This is a genomic window from Rhodococcus sp. A14, from assembly GCF_011603105.1.
Lineage (GTDB): Bacteria > Actinomycetota > Actinomycetes > Mycobacteriales > Mycobacteriaceae > Rhodococcus_F > Rhodococcus_F opacus.
In genome coordinates, this window is record NZ_JAAOQS010000091.1 from 1 (window position 1) to 26,535 (window position 26,535).

General features: G+C 67.5%; 27 protein-coding genes, 1 tRNA gene and 1 riboswitch. Of the genes, 4 read left to right on the forward strand and 24 right to left on the reverse strand.

From position 1 onward, the window contains the following. The coding region (locus G9373_RS33685) for a metallophosphoesterase (RefSeq protein ID WP_167119152.1) at window positions 1-958 on the forward strand (958 nt) is incomplete at its 5' end. A 45-nt stretch (window positions 959-1,003) separates the two neighbouring features. Here G9373_RS33685 and gcvP read toward each other — a convergent pair. The 15 genes from gcvP to G9373_RS33760 form a co-directional block, all read right to left on the reverse strand. Further along, window positions 1,004-3,856 carry an aminomethyl-transferring glycine dehydrogenase gene (gene gcvP / locus G9373_RS33690; protein ID WP_005562898.1) on the reverse strand — a complete coding sequence of 951 codons (2,853 nt, stop codon included), beginning with the start codon at window positions 3,854-3,856 and terminating at the stop codon, window positions 1,004-1,006. A 174-nt stretch (window positions 3,857-4,030) separates the two neighbouring features. Next, a riboswitch (glycine riboswitch) is annotated at window positions 4,031-4,154 on the reverse strand. A gap of 69 nt (window positions 4,155-4,223) precedes the next feature. Further along, a complete protein-coding gene (locus tag G9373_RS33695) occupies window positions 4,224-4,844 on the reverse strand; it encodes a MerR family transcriptional regulator (protein ID WP_005243116.1) in 621 nt (206 codons plus the stop codon). 284 nt (window positions 4,845-5,128) lie between these two features. Then, window positions 5,129-5,602 (reverse strand): bifunctional nuclease family protein, encoded by a 474-nt coding sequence (locus tag G9373_RS33700; protein ID WP_005264201.1) that lies wholly within the window; start codon window positions 5,600-5,602, stop codon window positions 5,129-5,131. Window positions 5,603-5,744: 142 nt separating this feature from the next. Then, window positions 5,745-6,485, reverse strand: coding sequence for a MerR family transcriptional regulator (locus G9373_RS33705; protein ID WP_005264200.1), 741 nt, complete (start codon window positions 6,483-6,485; stop codon window positions 5,745-5,747). Continuing rightward, window positions 6,482-6,982, reverse strand: coding sequence for a glycogen accumulation regulator GarA (gene garA / locus G9373_RS33710; protein ID WP_005243122.1), 501 nt, complete (start codon window positions 6,980-6,982; stop codon window positions 6,482-6,484). Before garA ends, G9373_RS33705 begins: the two co-directional genes overlap by 4 nt. 321 nt (window positions 6,983-7,303) lie before the next feature. Further along, the gene (gene gcvH / locus G9373_RS33715; protein WP_005562897.1) at window positions 7,304-7,708 is read right to left on the reverse strand and encodes a glycine cleavage system protein GcvH; all 405 of its coding nucleotides are present in this window, start codon (window positions 7,706-7,708) and stop codon (window positions 7,304-7,306) included. A gap of 42 nt (window positions 7,709-7,750) precedes the next feature. After that, the gene (locus G9373_RS33720) at window positions 7,751-8,497 is read right to left on the reverse strand and encodes a DUF881 domain-containing protein (protein WP_005562896.1); all 747 of its coding nucleotides are present in this window, start codon (window positions 8,495-8,497) and stop codon (window positions 7,751-7,753) included. A gap of 7 nt (window positions 8,498-8,504) precedes the next feature. After that, window positions 8,505-8,867, reverse strand: coding sequence for a DUF1290 domain-containing protein (locus G9373_RS33725; RefSeq protein ID WP_005264197.1), 363 nt, complete (start codon window positions 8,865-8,867; stop codon window positions 8,505-8,507). A 32-nt stretch (window positions 8,868-8,899) separates the two neighbouring features. Continuing rightward, the gene (locus tag G9373_RS33730; protein WP_005264196.1) at window positions 8,900-9,763 is read right to left on the reverse strand and encodes a DUF881 domain-containing protein; all 864 of its coding nucleotides are present in this window, start codon (window positions 9,761-9,763) and stop codon (window positions 8,900-8,902) included. Further along, window positions 9,763-10,386 carry a CDP-alcohol phosphatidyltransferase family protein gene (locus G9373_RS33735; protein WP_005562894.1) on the reverse strand — a complete coding sequence of 208 codons (624 nt, stop codon included), beginning with the start codon at window positions 10,384-10,386 and terminating at the stop codon, window positions 9,763-9,765. The genes G9373_RS33730 and G9373_RS33735 overlap by 1 nt, the downstream gene beginning before the upstream one ends. Before the next feature lie 115 nt (window positions 10,387-10,501). Then, window positions 10,502-11,560, reverse strand: coding sequence for an SMP-30/gluconolactonase/LRE family protein (locus tag G9373_RS33740; protein WP_167119155.1), 1,059 nt, complete (start codon window positions 11,558-11,560; stop codon window positions 10,502-10,504). 40 nt (window positions 11,561-11,600) lie between these two features. Beyond that, window positions 11,601-12,218 (reverse strand): CoA pyrophosphatase, encoded by a 618-nt coding sequence (locus G9373_RS33745; RefSeq protein ID WP_005264193.1) that lies wholly within the window; start codon window positions 12,216-12,218, stop codon window positions 11,601-11,603. Window positions 12,219-12,290: 72 nt separating this feature from the next. Continuing rightward, a complete protein-coding gene (locus G9373_RS33750; protein WP_054246664.1) occupies window positions 12,291-13,811 on the reverse strand; it encodes a long-chain fatty acid--CoA ligase in 1,521 nt (506 codons plus the stop codon). A gap of 34 nt (window positions 13,812-13,845) precedes the next feature. Further along, window positions 13,846-14,967 (reverse strand): DUF5938 domain-containing protein, encoded by a 1,122-nt coding sequence (locus G9373_RS33755; protein ID WP_054246663.1) that lies wholly within the window; start codon window positions 14,965-14,967, stop codon window positions 13,846-13,848. Between the two features lie 41 nt (window positions 14,968-15,008). Next, window positions 15,009-15,812 (reverse strand): SDR family oxidoreductase, encoded by an 804-nt coding sequence (locus tag G9373_RS33760; protein WP_005562885.1) that lies wholly within the window; start codon window positions 15,810-15,812, stop codon window positions 15,009-15,011. Between the two features lie 208 nt (window positions 15,813-16,020). Between G9373_RS33760 and G9373_RS33765 the strand changes: the two genes are divergently transcribed. Further along, window positions 16,021-16,656 (forward strand): TetR/AcrR family transcriptional regulator, encoded by a 636-nt coding sequence (locus tag G9373_RS33765; RefSeq protein WP_005562883.1) that lies wholly within the window; start codon window positions 16,021-16,023, stop codon window positions 16,654-16,656. Between the two features lie 6 nt (window positions 16,657-16,662). Here the strand turns inward: G9373_RS33765 and G9373_RS33770 are convergent, their stop codons facing one another. Then, the gene (locus tag G9373_RS33770; RefSeq protein ID WP_043787937.1) at window positions 16,663-17,103 is read right to left on the reverse strand and encodes an SRPBCC family protein; all 441 of its coding nucleotides are present in this window, start codon (window positions 17,101-17,103) and stop codon (window positions 16,663-16,665) included. 154 nt (window positions 17,104-17,257) lie between these two features. On the opposite strand from G9373_RS33770, the gene G9373_RS33775 reads away from it, so the two are divergent. After that, entirely contained in the window at window positions 17,258-18,730 is a 1,473-nt protein-coding gene (locus tag G9373_RS33775; RefSeq protein WP_167119158.1) for an MFS transporter, read from the forward strand. Window positions 18,731-18,744: 14 nt separating this feature from the next. On the opposite strand, the gene G9373_RS33780 is transcribed toward G9373_RS33775, so the two are convergent. Then, window positions 18,745-19,623: a sigma-70 family RNA polymerase sigma factor gene (locus tag G9373_RS33780; protein WP_054246662.1), complete on the reverse strand. Its 879-nt coding sequence runs from the start codon at window positions 19,621-19,623 to the stop codon at window positions 18,745-18,747. A 183-nt stretch (window positions 19,624-19,806) separates the two neighbouring features. On the opposite strand from G9373_RS33780, the gene G9373_RS33785 reads away from it, so the two are divergent. Further along, window positions 19,807-20,568 carry a L,D-transpeptidase gene (locus G9373_RS33785; RefSeq protein ID WP_167119174.1) on the forward strand — a complete coding sequence of 254 codons (762 nt, stop codon included), beginning with the start codon at window positions 19,807-19,809 and terminating at the stop codon, window positions 20,566-20,568. A gap of 93 nt (window positions 20,569-20,661) precedes the next feature. Here the strand turns inward: G9373_RS33785 and G9373_RS33790 are convergent. From G9373_RS33790 to G9373_RS33820, 7 genes are all read right to left on the reverse strand, one after another. Beyond that, window positions 20,662-20,738, reverse strand: a tRNA-Pro gene (locus G9373_RS33790). A gap of 86 nt (window positions 20,739-20,824) precedes the next feature. Beyond that, the gene (gene der, locus G9373_RS33795) at window positions 20,825-22,252 is read right to left on the reverse strand and encodes a ribosome biogenesis GTPase Der (RefSeq protein ID WP_005243157.1); all 1,428 of its coding nucleotides are present in this window, start codon (window positions 22,250-22,252) and stop codon (window positions 20,825-20,827) included. Continuing rightward, window positions 22,249-22,938, reverse strand: coding sequence for a (d)CMP kinase (gene cmk / locus G9373_RS33800; RefSeq protein ID WP_005562874.1), 690 nt, complete (start codon window positions 22,936-22,938; stop codon window positions 22,249-22,251). Before cmk ends, der begins: the two co-directional genes overlap by 4 nt. Continuing rightward, the gene (locus tag G9373_RS33805; RefSeq protein WP_005562872.1) at window positions 22,935-23,996 is read right to left on the reverse strand and encodes a pseudouridine synthase; all 1,062 of its coding nucleotides are present in this window, start codon (window positions 23,994-23,996) and stop codon (window positions 22,935-22,937) included. Before G9373_RS33805 ends, cmk begins: the two co-directional genes overlap by 4 nt. Window positions 23,997-24,012: 16 nt before the next feature. Next, window positions 24,013-24,705: an SMC-Scp complex subunit ScpB gene (gene scpB / locus G9373_RS33810; RefSeq protein WP_005264174.1), complete on the reverse strand. Its 693-nt coding sequence runs from the start codon at window positions 24,703-24,705 to the stop codon at window positions 24,013-24,015. Continuing rightward, on the reverse strand, window positions 24,702-25,562 hold the full coding sequence (locus tag G9373_RS33815) for a segregation/condensation protein A (protein WP_005264173.1): 861 nt from the start codon (window positions 25,560-25,562) through the stop codon (window positions 24,702-24,704). Before G9373_RS33815 ends, scpB begins: the two co-directional genes overlap by 4 nt. Continuing rightward, entirely contained in the window at window positions 25,563-26,462 is a 900-nt protein-coding gene (locus G9373_RS33820; RefSeq protein WP_007295573.1) for a ParA family protein, read from the reverse strand. It abuts the gene before it with no gap. Between the last annotated feature and the right edge of the window lie 73 nt (window positions 26,463-26,535).

Below are 26,535 nucleotides of genomic sequence, written 5' to 3' on the forward strand. Positions count from 1 at the left end.
GTGGGTGGGCTGGGTGTGGCTCGGCGCGATGTTCTATCTGGTGCTCGGGCTTCTGCTGGTCGCACTGGTGTCACTGCTGACGCGCCTGTTCGGCCGCCTGCGCGGTACCGGAAACGGCGAACAGGTCGATCTGTCACGGCGGCGCGGCCTGCGCATCGCCACCGCCGTCGTCGTGGTGGGTGCCGTCGGCGCCGCCGGCTACGGGGTGTCGGAGGCCGCGCGGCCGCGGATCGTGCGGGTTCGGGTGCCGCTGAAACGTCTCCCCGCCGAGTTCGACGGTGTGCGTGTGGCGCTCGTGTCCGACCTCCACGTCGGCCCGGCGCGAGGAGTGGATTTCACTCGGCGTGTCGTCGACCTGGTGAACGCGGAGCAGCCGGATCTCGTCGCGATCGCGGGCGATCTGGTCGACGGGACCGTCGCGAAGGTATCGCCCGATCTGCAACCGCTCGGCGACGTCGAGGCCCCGCTCGGGGTGTTCGGTGTCAGCGGCAATCACGAGTTCTACGCCGACGACGGCGGCCGATGGCTGGACGTGTGGGACCGACTGGGCATCCGGACGCTGCGCAACGAGCGCGCGACGATCACCCGAGGCGGCGCCACTCTCGACATCGCGGGCATCCACGACTACTCCTCGCCCGCCCCGTACGAACCCGATCTATCCGCCGCGCTCGCCGGACGCGATCCGTCGACGTTCGTCGTGCTGCTCGCGCACGAACCGCGGCAGGCACTGGAAGCGTCCGACCTCGGTGTCGACCTGCAACTGTCGGGGCACACCCACGGCGGGCAGATGTGGCCGCTGGGTTATCTGGTGCCGCTGCAGCAGCCGTCGGTGACGGGACTGGACCGCATCGGGAACACCGTCCTGTACACCACTCGCGGTGTGGGCACGTGGGGTCCGCCCGTGCGCGTGGCCGCCCCACCGGAGATCACGATCCTCGAGCTGGTGCGCGAAGACTGAGCGACCGATCCCCGACCCGCGTGAGCGGGCCGGGCATCGTCGGTGTCAGGCGCCTTCGAACGCGGAGATCGGCGGGCAGGAGCACACGAGGTTGCGGTCGCCGTGCGCGCCGTCGATGCGCCGGACCGCCGGCCACACCTTCGGCCGTGCCTTGCCGCGGGGGAACACCGCCGTCTCACGGGTGTAGGGGTGGTTCCACTCCGCTGCGAGGCATCCGGCCGTGTGCGGGGCGCCGCGCAACGGGTTGTCGTCCACCGGCCACTCCCCCGCACCCACGCGGTCGATCTCGGCGCGGATCGCGATCATCGCCTCGCAGAAGGCGTCGATCTCTTCGAGGTTCTCGCTCTCGGTGGGCTCCACCATCAGGGTGCCCGCCACCGGGAAGCTCATCGTCGGTGCGTGGAAACCGTAGTCGGCGAGGCGCTTTGCGACGTCGTCCACGGTCACACCGGTGTCCTTGGTGATCGGCCGGAGGTCGAGGATGCATTCGTGGGCCACCATTCCGCCCTCGCCGGTGTAGAGGACGGGGAAGTACTCGTCCAGGCGGCGCGCGATGTAGTTGGCCGAGGCGATGGCGGTCAGGCTTGCGCGACGCAGCCCGACGGCGCCCATCATCCGGATGTACGCCCACGTGATCGGCAGGATCGACGCACTGCCGTACGGGGCCGCCGAGATCGGTCCGGCGGTGCCGAGTTCGGGTGCGAGCGGATGTCCGGGCAGGAACGGCGTGAGGTGGGACCGCACACCGATCGGACCGACACCGGGGCCACCCCCGCCGTGCGGGATGCAGAACGTCTTGTGCAGGTTGAGGTGGCTCACGTCGCCGCCGAACCGGCCGGGGCGGGCCAAGCCGACCAGGGCGTTGAGGTTGGCGCCGTCGACGTACACCTGGCCGCCGGCGTCGTGGACGGCCGCGCAGATGTCGGCGATCTCGTGCTCGTACACACCGTGTGTGGACGGGTAGGTGATCATGATCGCTGCGAGGCGCTCGGCATGGTCGGCGATCTTCGCCCGCAGGTCGTCCAGGTCCACGTCACCGTTCGGGCGGCACCCGACGACCTCGACGCGCATCCCGGCCATGACCGCGGATGCGGCGTTGGTGCCGTGGGCGCTCGACGGGATGAGGCAGGTGTCGCGGTGGTCGTCTCCGCGGCTGAGGTGGTAGTTGCGGATCGCGAGCAGCCCCGCGTACTCGCCCTGACTACCGGCATTCGGCTGCAGGCTGACCGCGTCGTAGCCGGTGACGGCGACGAGCCAGTTCTCGAGGTCCTTGATGATGCGGAGGATTCCCGGTGTGTCCCCGGTCGGCGCGAACGGGTGCAGTCCGGCGAACGCGGGCCAGGTGATCGCTTCCATCTCGGCGGTGGCATTGAGCTTCATCGTGCAGGAACCGAGCGGGATCATGCTGCGGTCGAGTGCGATGTCCTTGTCGGACAACGCCCGCAGGTAGCGCAGCATCGCCGTCTCGGTGCGGTACCGGGTGAACGCCTCGTGCTGCAGGTAGTCGGATCCGCGGAGCTGCGAGTCGGGGACGGACGTGCCCGCTTCCTCGGTCACGGCGCCTTCGCCGCCGAACGCCGCGAGCACGTGGGCGACGTCGTCGTCGGTGGTGGCTTCGTCGCACGCGATGGCGACGTGATCGGCGTCGACGAGCCGCAGGTTGATGCCGGCGTCCTTCGCCTTCGCCACCACGTCCGCCGCCCGGCCGTCGACTCGCACGAGAATCGTGTCGAAGAAGTGCTCGTGGACGACGACCGCCCCGGTCTTGCGGAGTGCGTCCGCCAGGGAGTGCGCCGTGTTCGCGACGCGCAGGGCAATCGCCTTGAGGCCCTCGGCGCCGTGGTAGCTGGCGTACATTGCCGCCAGAATCGCCAGCAGCACCTGTGCGGTGCAGATGTTCGACGTCGCCTTCTCACGGCGAATGTGCTGCTCCCGGGTCTGCAGCGCCAGCCGGTACGCCTTGTCACCGTCGGCGTCGACGGAGACGCCCACCAGACGGCCGGGGAGTTGACGTGCGTGCTTGGTGTGCACGGCGAGGTAGCCGGCGTGCGGGCCACCGAAGCCCATGGGGACACCGAACCGCTGGGTGGTGCCGAAGCAGGCGTCGGCCCCGATCTCGCCGGGCGGGGTGAGGAGGGTGAGCGCGAGCAGATCCGCCCCGACCGCGACCAGTGCGCCGCGCTCGTGGGCGGCGGCGATCACGTCGGTGTAGTCGACGATGCGGCCGGACCCGCCGGGCATCTGTGCGAGGACGCCGAAGAAGTCACCGTCCGGCAGGCCGGCGGACAGATCGGCCACCACGATCTCGATGCCGAGCGGCTCGGCCCGGGTCTCGACGACGGCCAGCGTCTGCGGGAACAGGTCGGCGTCGACGACGAACCGCGGGGACTTGCTCTTGCTCGCCCGGCGCAGCAGTGTCATCGCCTCGGCGGCGGCGGTGGCCTCGTCGAGCATCGACGAGTTGGCGACCTCCATGCCGGTCAGGTCGGCGACCATCGTCTGGAAGTTGAGGAGGGCTTCGAGGCGGCCCTGGCTGATCTCGGGCTGGTACGGCGTGTAGGCCGTGTACCAGGCCGGGTTCTCGATGATGTTCCGGATCAGGACCGGCGGGGTGAGGGTGTCGTAGTAGCCGAGACCGATCATGGACGTCGCCACGGTGTTCTGCGCGGCGAGTGCGGACAGTTCGGCGAGCGCTTCGTGCTCGGACACCGGTGCGGGCAGTGAGTCGAGGCCGTCGGCGATGCCGCCCGTGACCCCGTCCAGGATGACGGCGGGGACGGCCTTCGACGCGAGGTCGTCGAGCGAATCGGCTCCGACCAGCTCGAGGATGTGCGCGAGTTCCGCAGCGTTCGGGCCGACATGACGATCGGCGAATGTACGGCTTCCAGCGTCGATCACGACAACTCCCAAGCAGTTCGGAGGATCAGGACACGCCCCGCGTAGCGGAACGTCCCTCCCCCTCTGTCGCCTGCTCGAGTCGAGCGCCTGAGAGATTCGGTACCGTCGTTCACGTGTGAAGACGGCCCTTTCCCCGTGGGCGGGTGGGTGCTCCCACCGCTTTCCAGAGACGTCGGAGCCCGCACGGTCCTGTCTGCCTGAGAGATTGACGGGGAGGTGTTGCTCCTTCGGCGCCCGAACTCCCGCACACACGATGTTTCTGTGTTTGCAGTGCCCGGAACTCTCCCGCACGGCGTCGACGCACCGCCAGTCTATGTCACGGCTGCAGGTGGCGGCGCAGGCAGCGCCGCGCTCCGATGGATGCGGGCTAGCCCGTCTTGCGGCTCGCGCGGTTCTTGCGCCGCGACGCCAGTTCGTCCTCGGGGCTCTGCTCGCTCGCGCCGCCGTCCGCGCGCTCGGCCGGGAAATCGGCGATGGTGCCGGTCAGTTCGCGCATTGCACCGCTCACCGCGATACCGAAGACGCCCTGCCCGCCCTGGAGCAGATCGACGACCTCTTCGGGCGAGGTGCACTCGTAGACCGTGGTCCCGTCCGAGAAAAGTGTGATCTTGGCCAAGTCCCGCACTCCGCGCTTACGGAGGTGGTCGACGGCCACGCGGATGTTCTGCAAGGATATTCCGGTGTCGAGCAGACGCTTGACGATCTTGAGGACGAGGATGTCTTTGAACGAGTACAGCCGTTGGCTGCCCGAACCTGCTGCGCCGCGAATGGACGGCACGACGAGGGATGTGCGAGCCCAGTAATCGAGCTGGCGGTAGGTGATTCCCGCGATCTGGCAGGCGATGGGGACGCGGTATCCGACGAGGTCGTCGGGCACGGAATCGTCCGGGAAGAGGCCCGGTTGGATCTCCTCGGAGCTGAATTCGGACTCGGCAACGTTGTCGCCGGGCGCAAGATTCAGCGCATTCTCCTGCGGCCGATCTCCCACTGACTACTCCCTCTCGCATGTTGCACTGAACCCGACGATCAGTGCGCCTGTGACGCGCGTCGCCAGTGTCCGCGGCACAGCCGCAGCACATCGAGCGGCGCAAGCGCCACCAGTGACATCGAGCAAGTCCGTACCCTGAACCTACTCAGCGTACGCCCGATACAATCTGCAGGGCAGATAATCACTGCACCGAACGCTATGACTCCGAAGAGACGGGGTCAACGCAACGCGCCGGAAGAACCTCAACCGTTACTGCGCGCCCGAGGCTCTTCCGCAGGTGCAATCTAGCCGTCAGTGGCCTTGAAATCGTCCGGCGACACGGACTCGAGGAATTCTTTGAACTTCTCGACCTCGTCCTCGCGCTCGTCGGGCATGACCAGACCGGCCTCCGTGAGTACCGCCTCCTCGGCGAAGATCGGTACCCCGATCCGCAGTGCGATGGCGATGGAGTCGGACGGGCGGGCCGAGACGCGGGTGTTCTGGTCGAACACGAGGTCGGCGTAGAACGTGCCCTCGCGCAGGTCCACGATGCGAACTTCCTTCAGCGTGCGGCCGAAGGCTTCGATCAGGTTCTTGATCAGGTCGTGGGTCAGCGGACGCGCCGGCTCGACGCCCTGCTGTTCGAGTGCGATCGCGGTGGCCTCGGTCTGGCCGATCCAGATGGGCAGGTACCGCTCGCCGTCGGTTTCACGCAACAGCAGAACAGGTTGGTTTTGGGGCTGCTCGACACGAACTCCGATCACGTGCATTTCGCTCATCGCGTCTGCCTCCACCCTGCAATGGTCCGTCCGCGGCACACAATGCCGTACCAGGATTCTATTCGATTCGTGTCTGCTCTTCGACCGTACAGCCGTTCGAGCGCAGCGTCGTTGGGAAGTTGGGACGGTCGGCGAGCTCAGCTCACCGATCGAGCGCACCCCGGACTGCCGACTTCACCAGGCAGGTGTGCAACGTCAGAGACAGGGCCGCCAGTTCGCGCACCATCTCCTCGGCGCGATCACGTGCGCCGGCGTCGCGGCCCTTGGCGACGGGTCCGGCGATCTGCGCGACCAACCCGGCCTCGCGGTCGGCCGCCAGTTTGAACGCCCTCAGGTGCCGCACCTCGAGTCCGAATTCGGACATCGCCCTCGCGGTGCGCGCAAGGGTCACCGCGTCCTCGTCGAAGAACCCCGCCGGCCCGGGAACGACCAGCCCTCCGCGGGTCAGTTCGCCGAGGAACTTCTCGTCGATTCCCGCCCGGGAGATCAGGTCGTCGCGACTGATCCGCACCTCGCGGTCGGTGCGGAACTCCTCCGGGGACACCTCGCCCGGGGCCACGGTGAGCGCGCGCGGCCGGCGCGGCGACGAATCGCCTGCGCCGACCGTGGCCACACCTCTGTCGATGGCCTCGAGCTGCTCCTTGATGACCTTCAGCGGCAGATACTGATCACGCTGCGCAGTGAGGACGTAGCGCAGTCGTTCACAGTCGGCGATCGAGAAACGCCGATACCCCGAGGGTGTGCGCTGGGGGCTGATGAGACCCTCGGCTTCGAGGAATCGGATCTTCGAGATCGTCACATCAGGAAAATCGGGGCGCAGTCGATCCAGCACGGAGCCGATCGACATCCCCGATTGCGCCTGCTGCTGCCGCACCGCGGTCATTGGCTACCCGCACCAGCTGACGTCTCACCGATCTGCGAGCCACCGGCCGTGGTCCGGGGTCCGGTCAGGAAGACCAGTCGGAACTTGCCGATCTGGACCTCGTCACCGTTCGCCAGGACAGCCGAGTCGACCGGCTCGCGGTTGACGTAGGTGCCGTTGAGGCTGCCGACGTCGACCACCTGGAACTCGTCGTCCTCCTGGCGGAACTCCGCATGACGACGGCTGACGGTCACGTCGTCGAGGAAGATGTCGCTGTCGGGGTGCCGTCCTGCGGACGTCGTCGGCTGGTCGAGCAGGAAGCGCGACCCTGCGTTCGGTCCACGCTTGACGACGAGCAGAGCAGAGCCCGCGGGCAGTCCCTCCACACCCGACACCGGGGCTTCCGGAGCCTGGGTTGCCGAGGAGCTGTCGAGCTCATTGAGAAAGTCCGCGCGGAAGACCGACGTGGTTTCCGCCGGCGTCTCCCCATAGACCGCGTCGTTGCCGTTCTCGCTCACCGTTTCTCCTCCTAGTTCGATCATCCAGCAAGATTCGCTGGACTACGCAATGCCACTCGGTACTACATAATTCGGTTCCCGTGCACATTAACTTCTGTGCAAACTCCCACGATCACATTCAAACTACGGACCTGCGCCCCGACACGGCACATGCGTTCAACATCGACCGTACCCTGCGCACGCCGGTGCGTGTAGTGAGACAGGCCGCCAGCACATTACGAACCGGTATTCCGACAGCGGATTTTGTCCGGCAACCCCGTTTTCCGGGCTGTCGGCATCTTCCGAAACTATCCGATTACCGCTTCGCGTGTTGTCGGGAAATTATCCTGCCGTGATGTCTGCATAGCCGGCGGCGTCCAGCATTTCGGCCAGTGCCGCGTCGAGGGTCGCCTCGTCGTCGACGCCGAGGTCCACCAGCCACCCCTGCCCGTAGGGCGCGGAGTTCACGAGTTCCGGGTTGCCGTCCAGATCGGCATTGGCGGCAACGACTTTCGCCGTCAGCGGGGCGAAGATGTCGGAGACGCTCTTGGTGGATTCCACCTCGCCGAACGATTCGCCCGCCGTCACTGCCTCGTCGACCGCCGGAAGCTGGACGAACACGACGTCGCCGAGCTGGGACTGCGCGAAATCGGTGATGCCGACGCGTACCGTCGTGGGCCCCGTCCGCTCGACCCACTCGTGTTCGGCGGTGTACCGACGATCGGCGGGGATTTCGAGCTCACTCACAGTGGCTTCCTTTCGATGGCAATCCGCGGGCGGATGCGAAGATCAATTTCCGGGCTGAGCGTATTGGCGAGGTTTCGCCTCTCGCAAGGCGGAGATCGTGACCTGCTGCGATTGTTCGATCGTCAGCTGCCCGCCGCTGCGCGCGACCGTGTCGACCACCCCGCCGGGAATGTTCAGGGCCGCCGCGAGAGTGGGCGGATCGCCGATGGCGACCACCCCGTAGGGGGCGTTCACCTTCCGGCCGTCCACCGACACACCGCCGGCCGAACCGGACACCCAGGAGTCGACGCCGATCCGGACGGGCGGGCCGTCCGCCCCCTGGATCTGGACGGCTTCGGCACCGGCGGCACGCAATTCCTGCACGAGGTCGAGCAGAACCTCGGAGCCGACCCCCTTGTTGGGGTCGGTGACGCGCATCGTCACCCCGGGGCCGGTGGCCGGTGCGCTGCCGACCTGGATCGACAGCGCCGTCAACCGGGCCTGCGCCTCGTCGAGCGCCGCCCCGGAGCTGCCGCTCTGTTGCAACGTTGCCAAGGTCTGTTCCAGCGATGCGATCTCCTGCCGCAGGGCCGCCTCCCGTTGGTTCAGCGTGTCCAGGACGACCAGCAGATCCGCGGGGCTCGCCGAGTCGAGGGTGTCGCCGGACCCGGTGTTCTTCACCTGCGTCACGATCGCGATTCCCAGCCCGCCGAGCAGGAGCGCGGCGAGCAGGGCGAAGACGACGTGCGATCGCTGCGACGTCGCCGGTTCGTTCCCGTGGAGTTCGTGTCTGCCCTCGTGTCCGCTCACGTCGCGATCACGCCCCGAACAGACGTCGCCGGAGCGCGGCCGCGTTGCCGAAGATGCGGATGCCCAGCACGACGACGATCGCGGTGGACAGCTGGGTTCCCACACCGAGTTGGTCACCGAGCCACACGATCAGGGCCGCCACCAGGACGTTGAACACGAACGAGACGACGAACACCTTCGAGTCGAAGATCTCGTCGAGGTACGCGCGTAGTCCGCCGAACACCGCGTCGAGCGCGGCGACGACGGCGATGGGCAGGTAGGGCTGCACGGCGTCGGGCACTTGCGGGCTGAACACCACGCCCAGCACGATGCCCACGATCAGGGCGAGCACCCCGTAGATCGCGGATCCGCCCTTCAGTGCTGCCTTCATTCGTGTGACGCCTCCATTCGACTCCGCCGTTGTCATCGTGTTCCCACTTCCCGGGCTGCCCGCACTTCCCGCGCCGGGGCGGCGGGCAGGTGGAGATCGTCGGCCTCCGCCACCGCGAAGCCGATGCCGTACAACTGCGCCACGCTGGACATCCTGAGATAGGCGTCGCTCACCACGAATCCGGTCTGCATCGGCCCCTGCGGGCCGATTGCCGAGACCACGTACGGCGAGAACACCGGCTGATTGTCCACGAGCATCGCGCCACCCGCCTGGCGGATCGTCACCGACGGGCCGATCCGCACGTCGCCGACCGCGATGGCCTCGGCGCCGCTCGCCCACAGCGAATTGACCACCGACTGGAGGTCACGGTCGAGCACCACGGCCTTCCCCCCGACACTGCGCTGGGACGAGTCGGACAGGTTGGGCTTGGCCGCGGGATCCGTCAACGTCACGGTCAGGCCGGGACCGTGCACGGCCTCGACTCCGGCATCTCCCTCGAGTCCGCGAAGCTCGTCGAGCAGTGCCGCACCTCGGGCGTCGCCGGCCAGCGCGGTGGCGCGCGCGTCGTCGGTCTGCGTCGACAGCGTGTCCCGGGTGGCGGCGAGGGCGCCCGCCCGATCCTCGGCGTCCTGCACTTTGCTCAGGAGTTCGGACCGCACCTGCTCGGTGCCGGGGATACGTTCGGTGGCCTGCCGGTAGGCGACCGACAGCACGAGCCCCACGAGCAGCGCGCCGATCGCGATCCACACCTGCTGACCGACCCGCGTCTGTCGTGAATGTCCCTGCTCACGATCCTCGGCCGCACCCTCGTACCCGGGGTCCAGATGATCGTTCATCAGAGACCGCAGCAGGGACGGCACCGGATTCCTGCGAATGCCGGAATCTGTCCGTTTCATCAATGGCCCTCGCGTTCCTCGCCGCCCGGTCCTCGCACGGGAACGGTGCGCGCGACGGTCAGCGCGTTCACGGTGTAGAGCATTCCGGTCCACACGTACAGCACCGTGCCCCAGATCAGGAGCGCAGCGCCGAGCGGCTGCGCCACGGTCGCGATGCTCCAGTCACCGTGCGCCGCGAGGGTCATCGGCAGCGCGAACATCAGCAGGAACGTGGCACCTTTGCCGAGGTACATCACGTCGGGGGGTGGCAGACCGCGCCGTCGGTAGATCAACAGCGTGAGCGCGAGAACGGCGTCGCGGCCGATCAGGATGGCCGCCACCCACCACGGGATGAATCCACGCAGGACGAATGTCACCAGCGTCGTGACGACGTAGAGGCGATCGACGAAGGGGTCGAGCAGCGCGCCCAGCTTCGACGACTGGTCGAGGATCCGCGCGAGCTTGCCGTCGAGCCAGTCGGTGAAGCCGCTGATCATGAGGATCGCGAGCGCCCACCCGTCGGAATGGGTGACGAGCAGCAGGTACACGAACAGCGGCACGCCGAGGAGTCGAACCACGCTCAGGAGGTTCGGGACGGTCACGATCCGGTCCGACCGCGCAGTGTCCCGGTCCACCGAATTCACCAAAATCTCCCCAGCGTCGAGTGCGGACCTGTCTTCGGGCGCTCGTCGCACCGCTCTCGCCACTCTTCCACAACCGGGTTGGTGTTCAGTCGATCGTCCCGTCCGTCCGACCGTGTCACTCGCCCGGCGCGAGCCCCGGTCGGGGTGGGGCCGGGACGCGCGCGACGGCGTCCGAGGTCAGACTTCCCAGGTACAGCCACCCGTCGTGCTCCCGCACACCTGTGATGGGGGAATAGCTGCCCTTCCCTCCGCGCAGGCTGTGCACGATCTCGCCGCGGTGATCGAGGGCGATCACCCAGCCGGTGTGCTCCGGATTCGGTTGCACCGACTCCGGCAGGTTCGCCGCGACGATGCGCAGCGTGGGGTAGGGCGCGAGCAGGTCGAGCAACCGCATCCGCGGACCGTAGAGCGCCACCCAGAACAGGCCGTCAGACGTCTGGGACGTCATGTTGTCCGGTATGCCGGGCAGATTCGCGGCCCACACCGACGTCCTGCCCTGCGACGGGCCGGTCAGGTCGACGCGGGAGATCTGGTACGAGCCGGTCTCGGCGACGAGGACGAACGATTCGTCCGAGGCCAGTCCCACGCCGTTGGCGAACTGCAGTCCCTCGGCCAGGAGGTCGGTCTCCCCCGTCCGCGGGTCCAGACGCAGCAGGCGGCCGGTCCCGCGGTGCTCGAGAAGGTCGTAGCGGTGGTCGGCGATCGTGAAGTGCGCCGAGGAGTCGGTGAAGTACACGATGCCGTCCCGGCCGACCGCCGAGTTGTTGCACGCCACGAGCGGACGCCCGGCCGCGGCGTCGGCGAGCACGTCGATGCGTCCCGTGTCGTCGACTCGCAGCACACCGCGCTCGGCGTCGCAGATCAGGAATCGGCCGTCGTCGAGTATCTCGACCCCGAGGGGCCGACCGTGGGTGTTCGCGAGTTCGGTGGCGTGTCCGCGGCTGTCGAACCGCCAGATCCGGCCGTCGTTGCCTCCGGTGACCACCCGGCCGTCGTGATCGACAGCAACGTCCTCCGGGCCTTCCCCGGTGGGGAGGGTCCAGCGATGCTCGTCGTCGAGCATCCCGTTGGGCGCGAGCACTCCCGTCTGAGGTGGTGGCGGCGGGGCGTGCCAGACGACGGGGTCGACACCGGTGCGGTCGAGCTTGCGGGCGAGAGACTCGAAGAAGGTCACGAACCGTGAGATTAGTCGCCTCCCCCTCGACGTGGTCTCGCTAACGCCAGGCGAAGACCGGCTGGTCGAAACCGTCGATCCGGGTGTGCCTGCCGTGCAGCGCGACCTCCCGGAACTGGTACACGACCGCGCCTGTCGGGGCGTGCACGAGGTGACGCCGGAACGGCCATTGGATCACCGGTTTCGACGATTCGGGGATCTCGACGAAGCGCGGCTCCGCGTCGATCTCGGGAACGCCCACCGAGAACACTTCCGCCACTTCCTCCCGATTGGGGACGAGCGACGTGATCGGCTGGTCCGACCACACGACGAACGGTGTGATGACGTACCCGGAGCGGGTGACGTAGTCGTCGAGCCTGCCGAGTACCGCGGACGGCTCCACGTCGAGGCCGAGTTCCTCGTGCAGCTCACGCCGGGCGGCGTCCTCACCGGTCTCCCCCGGATCCACTCCGCCGCCGGGCAACGCGAACTGCCCAGGGTGCGCGCGCATCTTGCTCGGGCGCATGGTCAGCGGAACGGCCTGACCGTCGGCGCCGTCGTTCATCACGGCGATCACGACCGCCGCGGACCGCCGATTCGTCGGGTCCACGATCCGTGGTTCGAAGCGTGCCAGCGCGTCGGCGAGCCGTCCCCTGCTCAGTGCGTGCCCATTCACCATCACCCGACAGTATCGCCAGTCGCGGCGAAACCCACGCTCCGAACCCCCGCGTTTCGAACCCCGCGCCCGCCGTCAGTCGAGCAGCTGCTGCCTGATCTCGTTCTTGAGGACCTTCCCCAGTGTGGAACGAGGCAGATCGGGCCAGACCAGGATGTCCTTCGGGGTCTTCACGCTGCCGATGCGCGCTTTCACGAACGCCGTGAGTGCCTCGGCCTCGATCGGTGTTCCGGCTCGGGACTGGACGACGGCGACGACACGTTCGCCCCATTTCTCGTCGGGGAGCCCGATCACCCCGCAGTCCTGGATTCCGGGGTACGCCATGAGCGCCTGTTCCACTTCGACGGAATAGACGTTGAATCCGCCGGTGATGATCATGTCCTTGGCCCGGTCGACGATGTACAGGAAGTTGTCCTCGCCGAGGTACCCGATGTCGCCCGTGTGATGCCAGCCGTGCGCCGACGCCTCCTGCGTCGCAACGGGATTCTTGTAGTACCCCGTCATGACGAGCGAACTGCGCACCACCACTTCGCCGCGCTCACCGGAAGGTAGCAGCGTCCCCTGCCCGTCCATGATCGCGACGGTGACCAGCGGGGAGGGCCTGCCCGCGGAGCTCAGCCGGGCGGTCGCGACCGACCCGTCCGGATGGAAATGGTCTTTCGGCGCCATCGTCGCGATCATCATCGGCGCCTCGCTCTGCCCGAACAGCTGGGCCATCACCGGCCCGATGCGGGTCAGCGCTTCTTCGAGCCGGGTCGGCGAGATCGGCGCCGCGCCGTACCAGAAGCATTGCAGCGAACTCAGGTCCGTCGTCTCCAGGTCTGCGTGGTCCAGCAGCATGTAGATCAGGGTCGGCGGAAGGAAGGTGTGGGTGACCCGGTCCCGGTCGATGTGTGCGAGGAACTGCCCCAGGTCGGGCGCGGGCATGATGACCACCTGCCCGCCGAGGGTGAGGATCGGGAAACACAGGACACCGGCCGCGTGCGTCAACGGCGCGAGGGCGAGGTAGACCGGTCTGCCGTCGAACGGGTAGCTCATCAGGGTCAGCGCAGACATCGTCTCGATGTTCCGGCCGGTGAGCATCACCCCCTTCGGCTTCCCCGTCGTCCCGCCGGTGCCGACGATCAGCGCGAGGTCGTCGACGGGAGCGACGTCGAGACGTTCGGTGCCCAGCCAGTCGTCGAACGGGTGGGCGTACTCCTCGTCGCCGTCGAGACACACAAGGGTCGTCAGCAGCGGCAACTGCTGCCGGATCCGATCGACCAGGGGCGCGAACGCCTTCTGGAAGATCAGGCAGCGACAGTCGAAGAGGTCGAGCAGGTCCCGATTCTCCGCCGCCTCGTTCCGCGGGTTGATCGGGCACCACACCGCACCCGCCCGGCTGATCCCGAACACGCAGGAGAACGCGGCCGGGTCGTTGCCGGACAGGACGGCCACCTTGTCGCCCGCGCCGATCCCCGACCGTGCCAGCCCGGCCGCGACGCGCCGGCTCAGGTCCTGGACATCGGCGTACGTCAGTGTCCGGTCGCCCATCGTCAGGCACGGCGACGACGGACCGAGCGAGGCACCCTTGTCGAGGTAGTCGGTCAAGCGCATGGTGCGGTCCTCCTCGAAGTCGCGGCCGGGACGGTCAGCTCTGCACGGTGAGAACCGGCTCCATCACGAGACCGAAGCTGCGCAGGACTCCCAGGAGTTCGCGATGCCCGAACGCCTGGCACGCCGACGCGAGACCGGTTCGCTTCGGGGGTTGCTGCAACAGGGAGTACGCGGCGTACGCCTGCAGGAGCCCCGTCTGCTTGTAATTGCAGTTTCCGTGGATGACGCAGTGCGCCCGACCCAGCGGGCCCGACGCGTACACGGAGTCGAGCGACGTGTTGACGCGCGGGTTCTCCCTCGGCGGCATTCCCGCCTGCACGGAGCCGGCGATCTCCGCGAGCGCCGCGTCCTGCTCGTCCGCGGGAAGGGTCTTGATCTGCTCCTCGACCATCTTCTGCGTCGCGACGACACCCTCCATCACGGAACGGTCGAACACGCCGCCTGCCGCCTTCACGTTCGCCACCCGCGGATCGTCCTTGAACCACACGGGATGACAGGTGCCGCCCCACGGCAGCGCGAGGGCCATCTGGTGCTGCCCCGGCACCACGACCTCGAATGTGGTACCAGGGTCCCACTTCTGGTATCGGTTCTGTTCCAGGTAGTACCAGTCGGCCTTGAGGATCGTGAAGATCGTCTGCGTGGACGCGTAGGTGGGAAAACCCTTCCACAACACCAGGATGTCGAGAGTGTCCAACCCCGGCGTCTCCAGCGCGATGTTCGCGGCGATCTCACCCGTGGTGTACATCTGCGCGACGCCCGGAGACAGCAGCAGCTCCTTCTCCGCGAACTTGTCGCCGAACTTCGCCTGCACGTCCAGAACCCAGTCCTGCTCACCGGTCGTGTCGGTGTAGTGACAACCCGCGGCAAGAGCCGCCTCGACGACGACGGCACCGTGCTTGATGAACGGGCCGACCATGTTGCTGACAACCCGTGCACCGCTGAACAGTTCGGTCAGCGCCGGGACGGTGTGCTCCACCTCGACCACCTCGTGGTCGACGGTGTCCAGCCCGGGAATGCGGTCGAGCACTTCCTGGATCCGCTTCTTGTCCCGTCCCGCAGCGATGAACGGAATGTTGAACTCGCGCAGGTATTCACACACGAGCCGCCCGGTGTAACCGGAGACTCCGTAGACGATGACGGGCTTCTTGTCGGTCATGACGCGCCTTTCAGAATGGGAGAAAAGTCCGGGGAGATCGGTTACATGCCCATGCCACCGTCGACCGGCAGGCCGATCCCGGTGACGAAGCGAGCGGCGTCGGAGGCCAGGAAGACGACGGTGTCGGCGATGTCCGCGACCTCGCCGAGCCGCCCGAGCGGAGTCAGGCCGATCACGTCGGCGACCGCGGCGTCGGCGCTGGGCCACAGCCCGAGCCTCTCCATGTCGGCAGCCAGCCCGAGTCCCATCTCCGTGGCGACCAGCCCGGGGTACACGCAGTTCACGCGGACGCCGTACCCCAGCTTGCCGGCCTCCTGGGCCGCGACCCTGGTCAGCCGGTCGACGGCCGACTTGGTGGCGGAGTACCCGGCGATGCCCGGGAACGGGATCGTCGCGGCCACCGAGGAGACGTTGACGATCGCCCCGCCCGCTCCCGCCGCGCCTCCGGGACGCATGGCGCGCAGACCGTGTTTCAGGCCGAGTGCGACACCGAGAATGTTGACGTCGCACATCCGGCGAATGTCGGCGGGGTCGATGTCGACCACGAGGGACGAGATCTCGATGCCCGCGTTGTTGACGAGGAGGTCGAATCCGCCGAGTTGCTCCACGGTCGCAGCGACGGCACGCTCCCAGTTGCCGTCGTCGGTGACGTCGAGTTTCACGAATCCGGTGGCGGCACCGGACTTCCCGACGGAGTCGGCAGTCGCGCGACCTTCCTCCTCGAGGACGTCGCCGATCACGACCGCCGCACCGGCGTCGGCGAGGGCGGCAGCCATACCGGCGCCCAACCCCTTCGCACCACCGGTGACCAGCGCTTTCCGTCCTGCAAGATCACTCACGCTCATTCCGACCTGCCTTCGTACGAGACGATTCGCGGAAACCACGTCACGAGATCGAGTCCGCAATGTGGTGTGGATCACAGAGTATTCGAGTTTGGACGACTGTCAAGAATTCTCTTGACGACTGTCAAGTTTTTGTTACACAGTCGTCAAGGAACGCGGGCTAGACTGATGCACACCGTGCTGGACCATGTGAGCCGAACAGGAAGAAGCCGTGACACCCGTCGCCGAGAAGAACGCCGATCGGGTCTCGCGCCGCCAGGTCGACAAATTCGCCGAGCGCCGGGATCAGCTCGCCGAGGCCGCGTTGCAGACGCTCTCGGAACTCGGCTACGCCCGCACCAGCCTCCGGGAGATCGCCCAGAACTCCGAGTTCTCCCACGGCGTCCTGCACTACTACTTCAGCGACAAGGTCGATCTGATCACGCACTGCGTGCGGCACTACAAGGCCCGGTGCGTCACGCGATACGACGGCGTGGTCGCCACAGCGCACACTCCCGAGGAGTTGAAGGCAGGATTCGGCCGGGTGCTGGTGGATTCGCTCCGCGACGAGGCCACCATGCATCGCCTCTGGTACGACCTGCGCTCGCAGTCGCTGTTCGAGGAGTCGTTCCGCGCAGACGTCGCGGCGATCGACAAGAGTCTCGAAGACATGATCTGGCGCATCGTGTCCCGGTACGCGGAATTGGCGGGGCGCACGATCACCATCGCCCCGGCCACCATGTACGCGGTCTTCGACGGACTGTTCCAGCAGAGCCTCGGACGGCATCTGTCGGGCGACGACACCGCGGCGGACAGCCTCGCGGACAACGTCGATCAGGTACTGGCGCTCGTCATTCCGGCACGGTAGGGCAGGTCACCTTTCCGCGGCGGCCTTGATCCGCTGTGCGAAAGCGGGTGCGTCCTTCCGGGCCGCTCGAAGGGCGAGAGGTGCGATCAGCTTTCCGATTCCGTGACCCTCCAGCACGTTGAAGATCGTCACCTTGGTGCCTGCGCCCGAGGGTTCGAGGTCGTAACCACCCTCTTTCGCGGTGATGGAATTCTTCGAACGCTCCGCCCAGCGAATCTTCCGTGGCACCTCGAATTCGGTGATCTCGAACTCCCGCTTCGTGGTCATCCCGGCGTCCTTGACGGTGCTGACGAAGATGGTGCCGACACCCGGCGGACCGTCCGTCTTCTTCACGATCTCCTGCACCCGGGGACTGAAGTCCCGGTCGTTGACCCCGGCAGCGAGGTACTCGAACACTTCCTCGACGGGGCGGTTGATCACAACAGTGCCTTCGAACCGTCCAGCCATGCCAGCCTCCCGTTTCCGTGATCTGCCGGGTTCCGACAGTACTCGCGACGCAGTCGCGGCGCGGTCACATCGCCGCCGGGCCGACGGTCATAGAAGTGACGGCGCGCAACGCGGCGTCTTCCCACACGGACCCTGAGCACAGGAAGGCTTGGACATGAACATCCCAGTCAGCGACACCTCCCGGGTCGGGCGATCGACCCCGGCACGCCCGTTTCTCTCCACCGCTCGCGGCACACTCACGCTGACGCTGTTGTGCGCCGTGGCATTTCTCGACTTCGTCGACGCATCCATCGTCAACATCGCCCTGCCCGACATGCGCAGCGACCTGGACATCTCCGTTCAGGAACTGCAATGGGTCCCGAGCGCGTACCTCCTCACCTACGGCGGATTCATGCTGCTCGGCGGCCGCCTGGCCGACCTGCTCGGTCGCCGTCGTGTGCTCGTCACCGGCACCGTCGTGATCGGGCTGTCGTCGTTGATCGGCGGATTCGCCGGGAGCGCGGAAGTCCTGATCGGGGCGCGACTCGCCCAGGGTGTCGGTGCGGCACTGATGCTTCCGGCTGCGCTGTCGATTCTGACGACGACATTCGAGGAGGGTCCCGAACGGCATACCGCGCTCGGCGTCTGGGCCGGAGTGGGTGGTCTCGCTTCCGCCGTCGGTGTTTTTCTCGGCGGCGTGCTCACCGAGGGGCCGGGCTGGCGATGGGTGCTGTTCGTCAACCCTGTCGCGTGCGCGCTCGTGCTTCCGGCGGTCTTCGCGCTCATTCCCGGCGACCGGCGCCGCGCCCGGTTCGCGGACTTCGACGTCGCGGGCAGTGTGCTCGGCACCGGCGGGATGCTGTTGCTCGTCTACGCCCTGGTGACGGCACCCGACCAGGGATGGGGCACCGCCCGCACGATCGCCGGGTTCGTCGGTGCCTTCGTGCTGATCGTGGCGTTCGTGATCAACGAGCAGCGCAGCCCGCACCCCCTGCTGCCGCTGTCGATCTTCCGCGTCAAAGGTCTGGCCGCCGCGAATGTCACGGGGCTGATCGCCTTTGCGGGTCTCATCGCGATGTTCTTCTTCCTGACTCTCTACATGCAGAACATTCTCGGCTACTCCCCCATCCAGACCGGTGCGGCCTACCTCCCGCTCTGCCTGGGTGTCGGTGTCGCCGCCGGGATTTCCTCCCAGGTGCTCACCCGGACCGGAACCCGTCCCGTCGTCGTCGCGGGAGCGCTGGTGGCCTCCGCCGGCCTCTACCTCCTGTCCCGGATCCCCGTCGACGGCTCCTATCTCAGCGATCTACTGCCCGGGCTGATGATCGTGTCGTTCGGTCTCGGCGCCGTCTTCGTCGGCGTCACGACCGCAGCCAACGCCGGTGTGCCTGCCGGCGAGGCAGGGCTCGCGGCAGCGTTGCTGAACGCCTCACAGCAAGTCGGCAGCGCACTCGGTCTCGCGATCTTCGCCGCGATCGCCACGTCACATTCACAGCATCTGCTCGCAGCGAATTCGCCTGTGCCCGAGGCACTCACCCTCGGCTTCCAGCGAGCGCTGCTGACCGGCAGCATCTTCCTCGTCGCCGCGGCCCTGATCGGCCTGCGCACCGGCAACGCACACGGAGACGTCGAGCACCGCACGAACTGACCCCGGTGGGCTCGTCAGTCGAGGTTCTCGACGACGAGCCCGGCGAGGCGCTCGCGGTCGGCGAGGATGTCGATCTCGACGATCTTGCCGCGCCGGATCGTGACGCCCATGACCGACAGCAGCTGCCCGTCGGAGATCGCGACCACTCCTGCGGCACCGTTGACGAGCGCCGGATGCGCGAATCGAGCCAGCCGGGCGAACCCGAGGACCCGGCCCGCGACCGTCTCCGAGCCGCGCACCATCGTGGAGGCTCCCGCCGGCAACGCTCCGGTATCGGCGCGGAGCACGACATCCGGATCGAGCACGGCCACGAGCGCGTCGAAGTCGCCGCTCCTCGCGGCCGCCAGGAACGCGTCGACGACCGCACGCTGGCGGACCGGATCGGTGTCGGGAACGGGGGCTCCCTGCAGACGCCGGCGTGCGCGGCTGGCCAGTTGCCGGGCGGCCGCCGGGGTTCGCTCCACGATCGGGGCGATGTCCTCGAAGGGCACCGCGAACATGTCGTGCAGCACGAATGCCAGTCGCTCCGCAGGAGTGAGCGTGCCGAGGACCACGAGCAGCGCGAGACCGACCGAATCGGCGAGCACCGCCTCGTGTTCGGGGTCACTGCCGTCCGCCCGGGTCACGATCGGGTCGGGCACTGCCGCATCCAGGGGATCTTCCCGCCGTGACCTGCGGGACTGCAGCATGTTCAGGCACACTCGTGCCACCACCGTCGTCAGCCAGCCGCCCAGGTTCTCGACGGTGCCGGCGTCGGTGCGGCTCAGTCGCAGCCAGGATTCCTGCACGGCGTCCTCGGCCTCGCCGATCGAGCCGAGCATCCGGTAGGCCACCGCCCGCAGGTGTGTGCGATGGGCCTCGAACTGCTGCGCCAGCATGTCGTTCTCGTTCATCGGTCACGTCCTTCCGTCGCGGTCTGTCAACTGTGTGACCGGCGAAACGCAGCCGATGTGACGGCGGATGCGTCGTCCGTCGCCCTGTGATGCGCGTAGTGCATCCAGTTTCCCTGGTTCCGCTGTCCGATATCGCCGTGGTTAACTGAAATGACGCTCACAGTCTCTGAAGGGCTGGACGGCATGTGGAAAGCACAGCAGGTCGGACGTCTGTTTCTCGTCTCGGTGCTCGCGGCTCTGGCCGTGTGCGGAGTAAGCGCCACCGCGTCGGCGCATTCCCCGACAGTGACGGGGAAGGTCGTCGCGCCGACTTTCTCCCCCGCGAGCGGGCAGGTCGTCGGCATCGCGCATCCTGTCGTCGTCCGGTTCGCGTCACCGGTGCCCGATCGCGCGCTCGCCGAGCGCGGTGTCCAGATCACCCCCTCGAAACCTGTGCCCGGGCAGTTCTCCTGGATCGACGACCGCACCGTGCAGTGGACCCCGGACCGGTTCTGGCCGGCCGACACCCGGGTGACCGTCGAGGCGGCGGGCGCGAGGTCGCAGTTCCAGGTCGGTGACGCACTCGTCGCCGTCGCGAACACGACGACGCACCAGTTCACGGTCAGCATCAACGATCAAGTCGTGCAGACCATGCCGGCGTCGATGGGCAAACCCGGATACGAGACACCGCTCGGGACGTTCCCCGTCATCGAGCAGTTCCGCGACATGATCATGGATTCGTCGACGTACGGCGTCCCGATCGATGACGAGGAGGGCTACCGTCTCTACGTCGAGTACGCCACCCGCATCACGTGGGGCGGGATCTTCGTGCATGCCGCACCGTGGTCGGTGAACTCGCAGGGCTTCGAGAACGTCAGCCACGGCTGCATCAATCTCAGCACCGACAACGCACGGTGGTTCTACGACAACGCCAAGATCGGCGACCCGGTCATCGTCACGGATTGAGTCCCGCACGGGGTCGAATACCCGGAATCCGCGGGGCCGGAGACACAGAAAAGGCGGTTTCCCGTTTCCGGGAAACCGCATTCGCTGATCATCTGGTCGGGCTGACAGGATTTGAACCTGCGACCACTTGACCCCCAGTCAAGTGCGCTACCAAGCTGCGCCACAGCCCGTCCACACCCTCGTTCAGGTGCTCGATGAGATTACATCAGGGGCAGTCCGTAAAGCTAATCGCCTGGTCAGAGCCCATTCTGTCGGATCAACGATTTCGCCGCTCACGCTTTTCCCGCACCCGCACCGAGATGCGGACGGGGCTGCCGTCGAAATTGAACTCCTCGCGCAGACGCCGCTCCAGGAACCGGCGGTAGCCCGCCTCCAGGAACCCCGTCGTGAACAGCACGAACGTCGGCGGACGTGTTCCGGCCTGCGTGGCAAACATCACGCGAGGCAGCCGGCCACCGCGCATCGGCGGCGGCGTCGCGGCGACGACTTCCTTGAGCCAGGTATTGAGCCGGCCCGTGGGAATGCGCTTGTCCCAGGACTCCAGTGCGGTGTCCAGGGCGGGGACGAGCTTCTGCACCGCGCGCCCCGTCTGCGCCGAGATGTTGACGCGCTGCGCCCACGGCACCCGCACCAGGTCCCGATCGACTTCCCGGTCGAGCTGAAGGCGCCGGTCCTCGTCGACGAGATCCCACTTGTTGAACGCGATGACGAGGGCCCGGCCGGCGTCCGCCACCATGCTCAGCACGCGCAGGTCCTGCTCCGAGATCGGCTCGGATGCGTCGATCAGCAGAATCGCGACCTCGGCGGCCTCGATCGCGCTCTTCGTCCGCAGCGATGCGTAGAACTCGGCGCCGCTGGCGTGGCTGACCCGCTTGCGCAGACCGGCGGTGTCCACGAAACGCCACGGCCTGCCGCCGAGCTCCACGATCGAGTCGACCGGATCGACGGTGGTGCCCGCGACGTTGTGGACCACCGAACGCTCGTCGCCCGACAGCTTGTTCAGCAGGCTCGACTTCCCGACGTTCGGCTTCCCGACCAGAGCCACGCGTCGCGGCCCACCGCCAGGAATGCCTTCACGCGGGGTCTCCGGGAGTGCGGCGAGCACCTCGTCGAGGAGATCGCCGGTACCGCGGCCGTGCGTGGCGCTCACCGAGTGCGGCTGTCCGAGACCGAGCGACCACAGTGCGGCCACCTCGGATTCGGTGCGGCCGTCGTCCACCTTGTTGGCCACCAGCAGAACCGGGGTCTTGGACCGGCGCAGCACCTTGGCCACGGCCTCGTCCGTTGCGGTGGCGCCGACGACGGCGTCGACGACGAGGAGGATCGCGTCCGCGGTCTGCATCGCCAGTTCCGCCTGCCGGGCCACCGATTGCTGCAGGCCCTTGGCGTCGGGTTCCCAGCCGCCGGTGTCCTGCACCATGAAGCGGCGGCCACTCCAGTTCGCCTCGTACGAGACGCGGTCCCGGGTGACACCGGGAATGTCCTCGACCACGGCCTCGCGTCGGCCGATGATCCGGTTGACGAGCGTCGACTTGCCGACGTTCGGGCGCCCGACCACTGCGAGGGTGGGAACCGGGACGTGGGACTCTCCGTCGCCGCCGTCTTCGAGGTCCAGGACCTCCCAGTCGGATTCCTCACTCCAGGTGCCGTCGCCTGCGAACTCGGTGGTGAATTGTTCGGTCACTGCCCTGCTCCAGTTCTTTCGCTTACCACCAGCAGCAACCTGCCGATCACGTCGTCGATTCCGAGTTCGCTGGTGTCGACCAGCACGGAATCGTCGGCCGGCCGCAGCGGCGACACGGCGCGCGTGGAGTCGAGGTGGTCACGACGCTGCACGTCGGCCAGCACGGCCGCGTAGTCGTCGCCTCGTCCTTCCGCGAGATTCTGCGCATTCCTGCGCTGGGCCCGGGCTTCCGCCGAGGCGGTCAGGTAAATCTTCACGTCGGCGTCCGGGATCACGACGGTGCCGATGTCCCGGCCCTCGACGACGATCCGTTCGGCCTCGCCCGCGAGACGGCGCTGCGCCGCGACGAGCAGTTCACGCACGGCGGGAACGGCGGAAACCGCCGAGACGGCCTTGGTCACCGCGTCGCCGCGGATCTCCTCCCCCACGTCCTCCCCGTCGAGCAGGACCTGCTCGCCCGACGGGTCGGTGCCGATCGACCACGGCAGACCGGCGGTCGCGTCGGCGATCGCTGCGGGATCGGTGAGGTCCACGCCCTTGCGCAGCGCATGCAGCGTCGCGATCCGGTACATGGCGCCGGTGTCGAGGTACCGGGCATCGAGCCGCTGCGCGAGCATCCGCGAGACGCTCGACTTCCCGGTTCCGGACGGGCCGTCCATCGCGACGACCAGCGACGACGTACTCACAGGCCCACCGCCCCGTAGAGACCGCCGACCTCGCCTCGACCGAGTACGCGGAGCGTGCCGGGACGCTGGTCGCCGAGAGCGACGGCGCCGATGTCCGTCCGGACGAGCCGGATGACGGGGTGTCCCACGGCCTCGAACAGGCGGCGCACGATGTGCTTGCGGCCTTCGTGCAGGGTGACGCGGACGAGGGACTTGCCCTCGTTGATGTCGAGGAGCGTAAACGTGTCGACCTTCGCCGGTCCGTCGTCGAGCTCGACACCCTCCTTGAGCTTCTTGCCGACACCGCGTTCGAGGGCACCCGACACGGTCGCCAGGTATGTCTTCGACACCTCGAAGGACGGGTGCATCAGCCGGTGCGCCAGGTCACCGTCGTTGGTGAGCAGCAGCAGTCCCTCGGTGTCGGCGTCCAGTCGACCGACGTGGAACAACCGCTGACCTGCGGCGACCCGCTCGGAGACGATGTCGCCGACGCACGGGCGACCCAGGTCGTCCGACATCGTCGACTGCCAGCCGCGGGGCTTGTTCAGCGCGAGGTGGACCAGGTCCTTCTGCACCACGACGCGGACCCCGTCCACGCGCACCACCGCGTTCTCGGGGTCGATGCGCAGGCCCTGCTCGATGACGATGCGGCCGTCGACCTCGACGCGACCCTGCGAGATCAGTTCCTCGGCCGCACGGCGCGACGCGACGCCGGCCTGGGCGAGAACCTTCTGCAGTCGCATGCCGTCGCCCTGCGGCGGGCCGGCGGGCCGATCGGCGGCGTCGGCGTACTGGTGCCGGGCCGGCTTGGCGTTGCTGATCTTGGGCGCGTGGGCCTGGGCGCGCTGCGGCTTGGCCGACTTGGGCTTGCCGCGTTTGTTCTTCGCAGCCGCGGAGTCGGGCCTGCCCGACTTGCCCTTGACGGCGTCCGACCTGGTCGGACGCCGATCGGTCTCGGAGCGGCTCGGTCGCCCTCCGGCCTCCGACCTGTCCGAGCGACCCCCGGTCTCCGACCTGGTGGGGCGCTGCTTCTTGTTGTTGCGATCCGGTGTGCCATCTCGGCGAGCGGGTTTCTTCACTTTTGTACTATCCCTGTCAGTCTTCGGTGTCCAGCCCGGTGTCCAACTCTTCTGTGGAAGCCGTAGCTTTATTCATTCTCGCAAATCGTGGGTCAGATTCCAGACTGTCACTGATGTCATCTATCAGATCCACGTCCGGCAACAGCGGGGCCAAGGCGGGAAGATCGGCGAGAGACGCCAAGCCGAGCCGTTCCAGGAAGAGCTCCGTCGTCGAATACTGCGTGGCGTTGGTATCGGGATCGACGCCGGCTTCGGCGATCAATCCGCGAGCGAGAAGTGTGCGCACCACACCATCCACGTTGACGCCGCGCACCGCACTGATCCGTGCGCGGGTCAACGGTTGACGGTATGCCACCACGGCCAGAGTTTCCAAAGCCGCCCTCGTCAGTCTGGACCGGGCACCGTCGAGCAGGAGACGTTCCACGTAGGGCGCGTACGCGGTGCGCGTGTAGAGACGCCAACCGTCACCGGCATATCGGAGGTCCATCCCGCTTCCACGGGCGGTGAGCTCGGCGGACATGCGGTTCAGCACGTCCGTGATGCGATTCACAGAAGCGCCGGTCGCGGAGGCGAGCTGTTCGGCTCCGGCGGGAGAGTCGACGATCAGCAGCAGCGACTCGAGAACGGCTTCGAGTTCGGTGTCCGACAGCTCGGGTTCTGCGTCGACGGCGCCCTGGTCGTCCGACTCGTCGAACGGGGCCGAACTCATCCGTAATCCTCCTCGGTCACCGGGGCGTGTGTGCCCTCCCCGGTCCAGCTCACCAGCAATTCCCCGAGCGGCTCGGGCTGTTCGAACAACACCGACTGCTCGCGATACAGCTCGAGCAGCGCGAGGAATCTTGCCACGATCAGGGTGGTCACTTCGCACTCCGAAACCAGGTCGCCGAAGGTCGCCCACTCCCCGGCCCCGCGTTCGCGGAGCAGTTCCAGCATCCGCGCCGCCTGTTCCGGCACCGACACCGCGTGCATGTCGTGCAGATGGTCCAGTCCCACGGTGGGCTTCGGGCGGGGTGTGAACACGGTCGCGGCGATCTCCGCGAACCGCTGCGGGTCGACACCGAGCAGCACTTCCGGCAGCAACTGGGTGAACTGGTCCTCCAGTGCCGCCGACCGCGGGTACCGGCGCAGCGCGGCCGCCTCGAGCTCGCCGAACAGTTGCGCCACCTGCTTGTACGCGCGGTACTGCAGCAGTCGGGCGAACAGCAGGTCGCGCGCCTCGAGGAGCGCGAGATCCTCGGCGTCCTCCACCTGCCCCGCGGGGAGCAGACGGGCCGCCTTCAGGTCGAGCAGCGTCGCCGCGACCACCAGGAATTCGGTGGTCTGATCGAGACCCATCTCCGCGCCCAGCGTGCGGGTGTAGGCGATGAAGTCGTCCGTCACCTGGTGCAACGCGACTTCCGTGACGTCCAGCTGTCGCTGGTTGATCAGGGTGAGGAGCAGGTCGAACGGTCCCTCGAAATTCCGCAGCGTCACCCGGAAGCCGGGCTTGACCGCGGGCGCCTGCTGATCGTCGGCATGCGATACCTGGGTCTGCGGTGGAGCCGAAATGTCTTGCGTATTCACCACTTACCGGCCGGACCGGTGTATGACCTCGCGTGCCAGAGCACGGTACGCCTCGGCGCCGGTCGATTTCGGCGCCCAGGTGGTGATCGGCTCCCCGGCGACCGAGGTCTCCGGGAAGCGCACGGTGCGGTTGATCACGGTGTCGTAGACGAGATCCCCGAACACCTCCACCACACGGGCCATCACCTCACGCGCGTGCAGGGTGCGCGAGTCGAACATCGTGACGACGATGCCGGCGAGTTCGAGCCGCGGGTTGAGCCGGTCGTGAACCTTCTCGACCGTGTCGTTGAGCAGCGCCAGGCCGCGCAGGCTGAAGTACTCGCATTCCATCGGGATGATCACCGAGTCCGCGCAGGCAAGCGCGTTCACCGTGAGCAGACCGAGGGAAGGCTGGCAGTCGATCAGGACGTAGTCGTACCGGTCGAGCACCGGATGCAGCACACGTCCGAGCGTCTGTTCCCGCCCGACCTCGGTGACGAGCTGGATCTCCGCCGCCGACAGGTCGATGTTACTCGGCAGGAGGTCGAGGCCCTCGACACGTGTCCGCATCAGGACGTCATCGATCGCGACACGGGGCTCGACGAGCAGATTGTGGACGGTCAGTTCGAGGTCGTGGTGGGCGACGCCGAGGCCCGCGGACAGCGCCCCCTGGGGATCGAGGTCGACGAGCAAGACACGGCGGCCGAACTCGGCCAGCGACGCTCCCAGGTTGATCGTCGACGTCGTCTTGCCGACGCCACCCTTCTGGTTGCACATCGCGATGATCTTTGCCGGGCCGTGCGAGGGCAACGGGGCCGGTTCCGGCACCTCGCGCGTCGGCCGCCCCGTGGGGCCGAGCTCTTCCTCCACGACCACGGCAGTGTCCTCGAACAAGGCTGCGGATTCGGTTTGCCGCACGAACATGTCGCCCTCCTGTTGCGAGTGCTCTGACTCCGCCGCTGGCGGCTGCGGTGTCACCACGGTCCGATGATCCCCT

Bases quoted from the DNA above. Each gene is read 5' to 3' on its own strand.
- G9373_RS33700 (WP_005264201.1), bottom strand. From the start codon at position 5,602: ATGAGCGAAATGCACGTGATCGGAGTTCGTGTCGAGCAGCCCCAAAAC.
- G9373_RS33705 (WP_005264200.1), bottom strand. From the start codon at position 6,485: ATGACCGCGGTGCGGCAGCAGCAGGCGCAATCGGGGATGTCGATCGGC.
- G9373_RS33725 (WP_005264197.1), bottom strand. From the start codon at position 8,867: ATGAAGGCAGCACTGAAGGGCGGATCCGCGATCTACGGGGTGCTCGCC.
- G9373_RS33730 (WP_005264196.1), bottom strand. From the start codon at position 9,763: ATGAAACGGACAGATTCCGGCATTCGCAGGAATCCGGTGCCGTCCCTG.
- G9373_RS33745 (WP_005264193.1), bottom strand. From the start codon at position 12,218: ATGGTGAATGGGCACGCACTGAGCAGGGGACGGCTCGCCGACGCGCTG.
- G9373_RS33750 (WP_054246664.1), bottom strand. From the start codon at position 13,811: ATGCGCTTGACCGACTACCTCGACAAGGGTGCCTCGCTCGGTCCGTCG.
- G9373_RS33755 (WP_054246663.1), bottom strand. From the start codon at position 14,967: ATGACCGACAAGAAGCCCGTCATCGTCTACGGAGTCTCCGGTTACACC.
- G9373_RS33760 (WP_005562885.1), bottom strand. From the start codon at position 15,812: ATGAGCGTGAGTGATCTTGCAGGACGGAAAGCGCTGGTCACCGGTGGT.
- G9373_RS33770 (WP_043787937.1), bottom strand. From the start codon at position 17,103: ATGGCTGGACGGTTCGAAGGCACTGTTGTGATCAACCGCCCCGTCGAG.
- G9373_RS33775 (WP_167119158.1), top strand. From the start codon at position 17,258: ATGAACATCCCAGTCAGCGACACCTCCCGGGTCGGGCGATCGACCCCG.
- G9373_RS33780 (WP_054246662.1), bottom strand. From the start codon at position 19,623: ATGAACGAGAACGACATGCTGGCGCAGCAGTTCGAGGCCCATCGCACA.
- G9373_RS33785 (WP_167119174.1), top strand. From the start codon at position 19,807: ATGTGGAAAGCACAGCAGGTCGGACGTCTGTTTCTCGTCTCGGTGCTC.
- scpB (WP_005264174.1), bottom strand. From the start codon at position 24,705: ATGAGTTCGGCCCCGTTCGACGAGTCGGACGACCAGGGCGCCGTCGAC.
- G9373_RS33820 (WP_007295573.1), bottom strand. From the start codon at position 26,462: ATGTTCGTGCGGCAAACCGAATCCGCAGCCTTGTTCGAGGACACTGCC.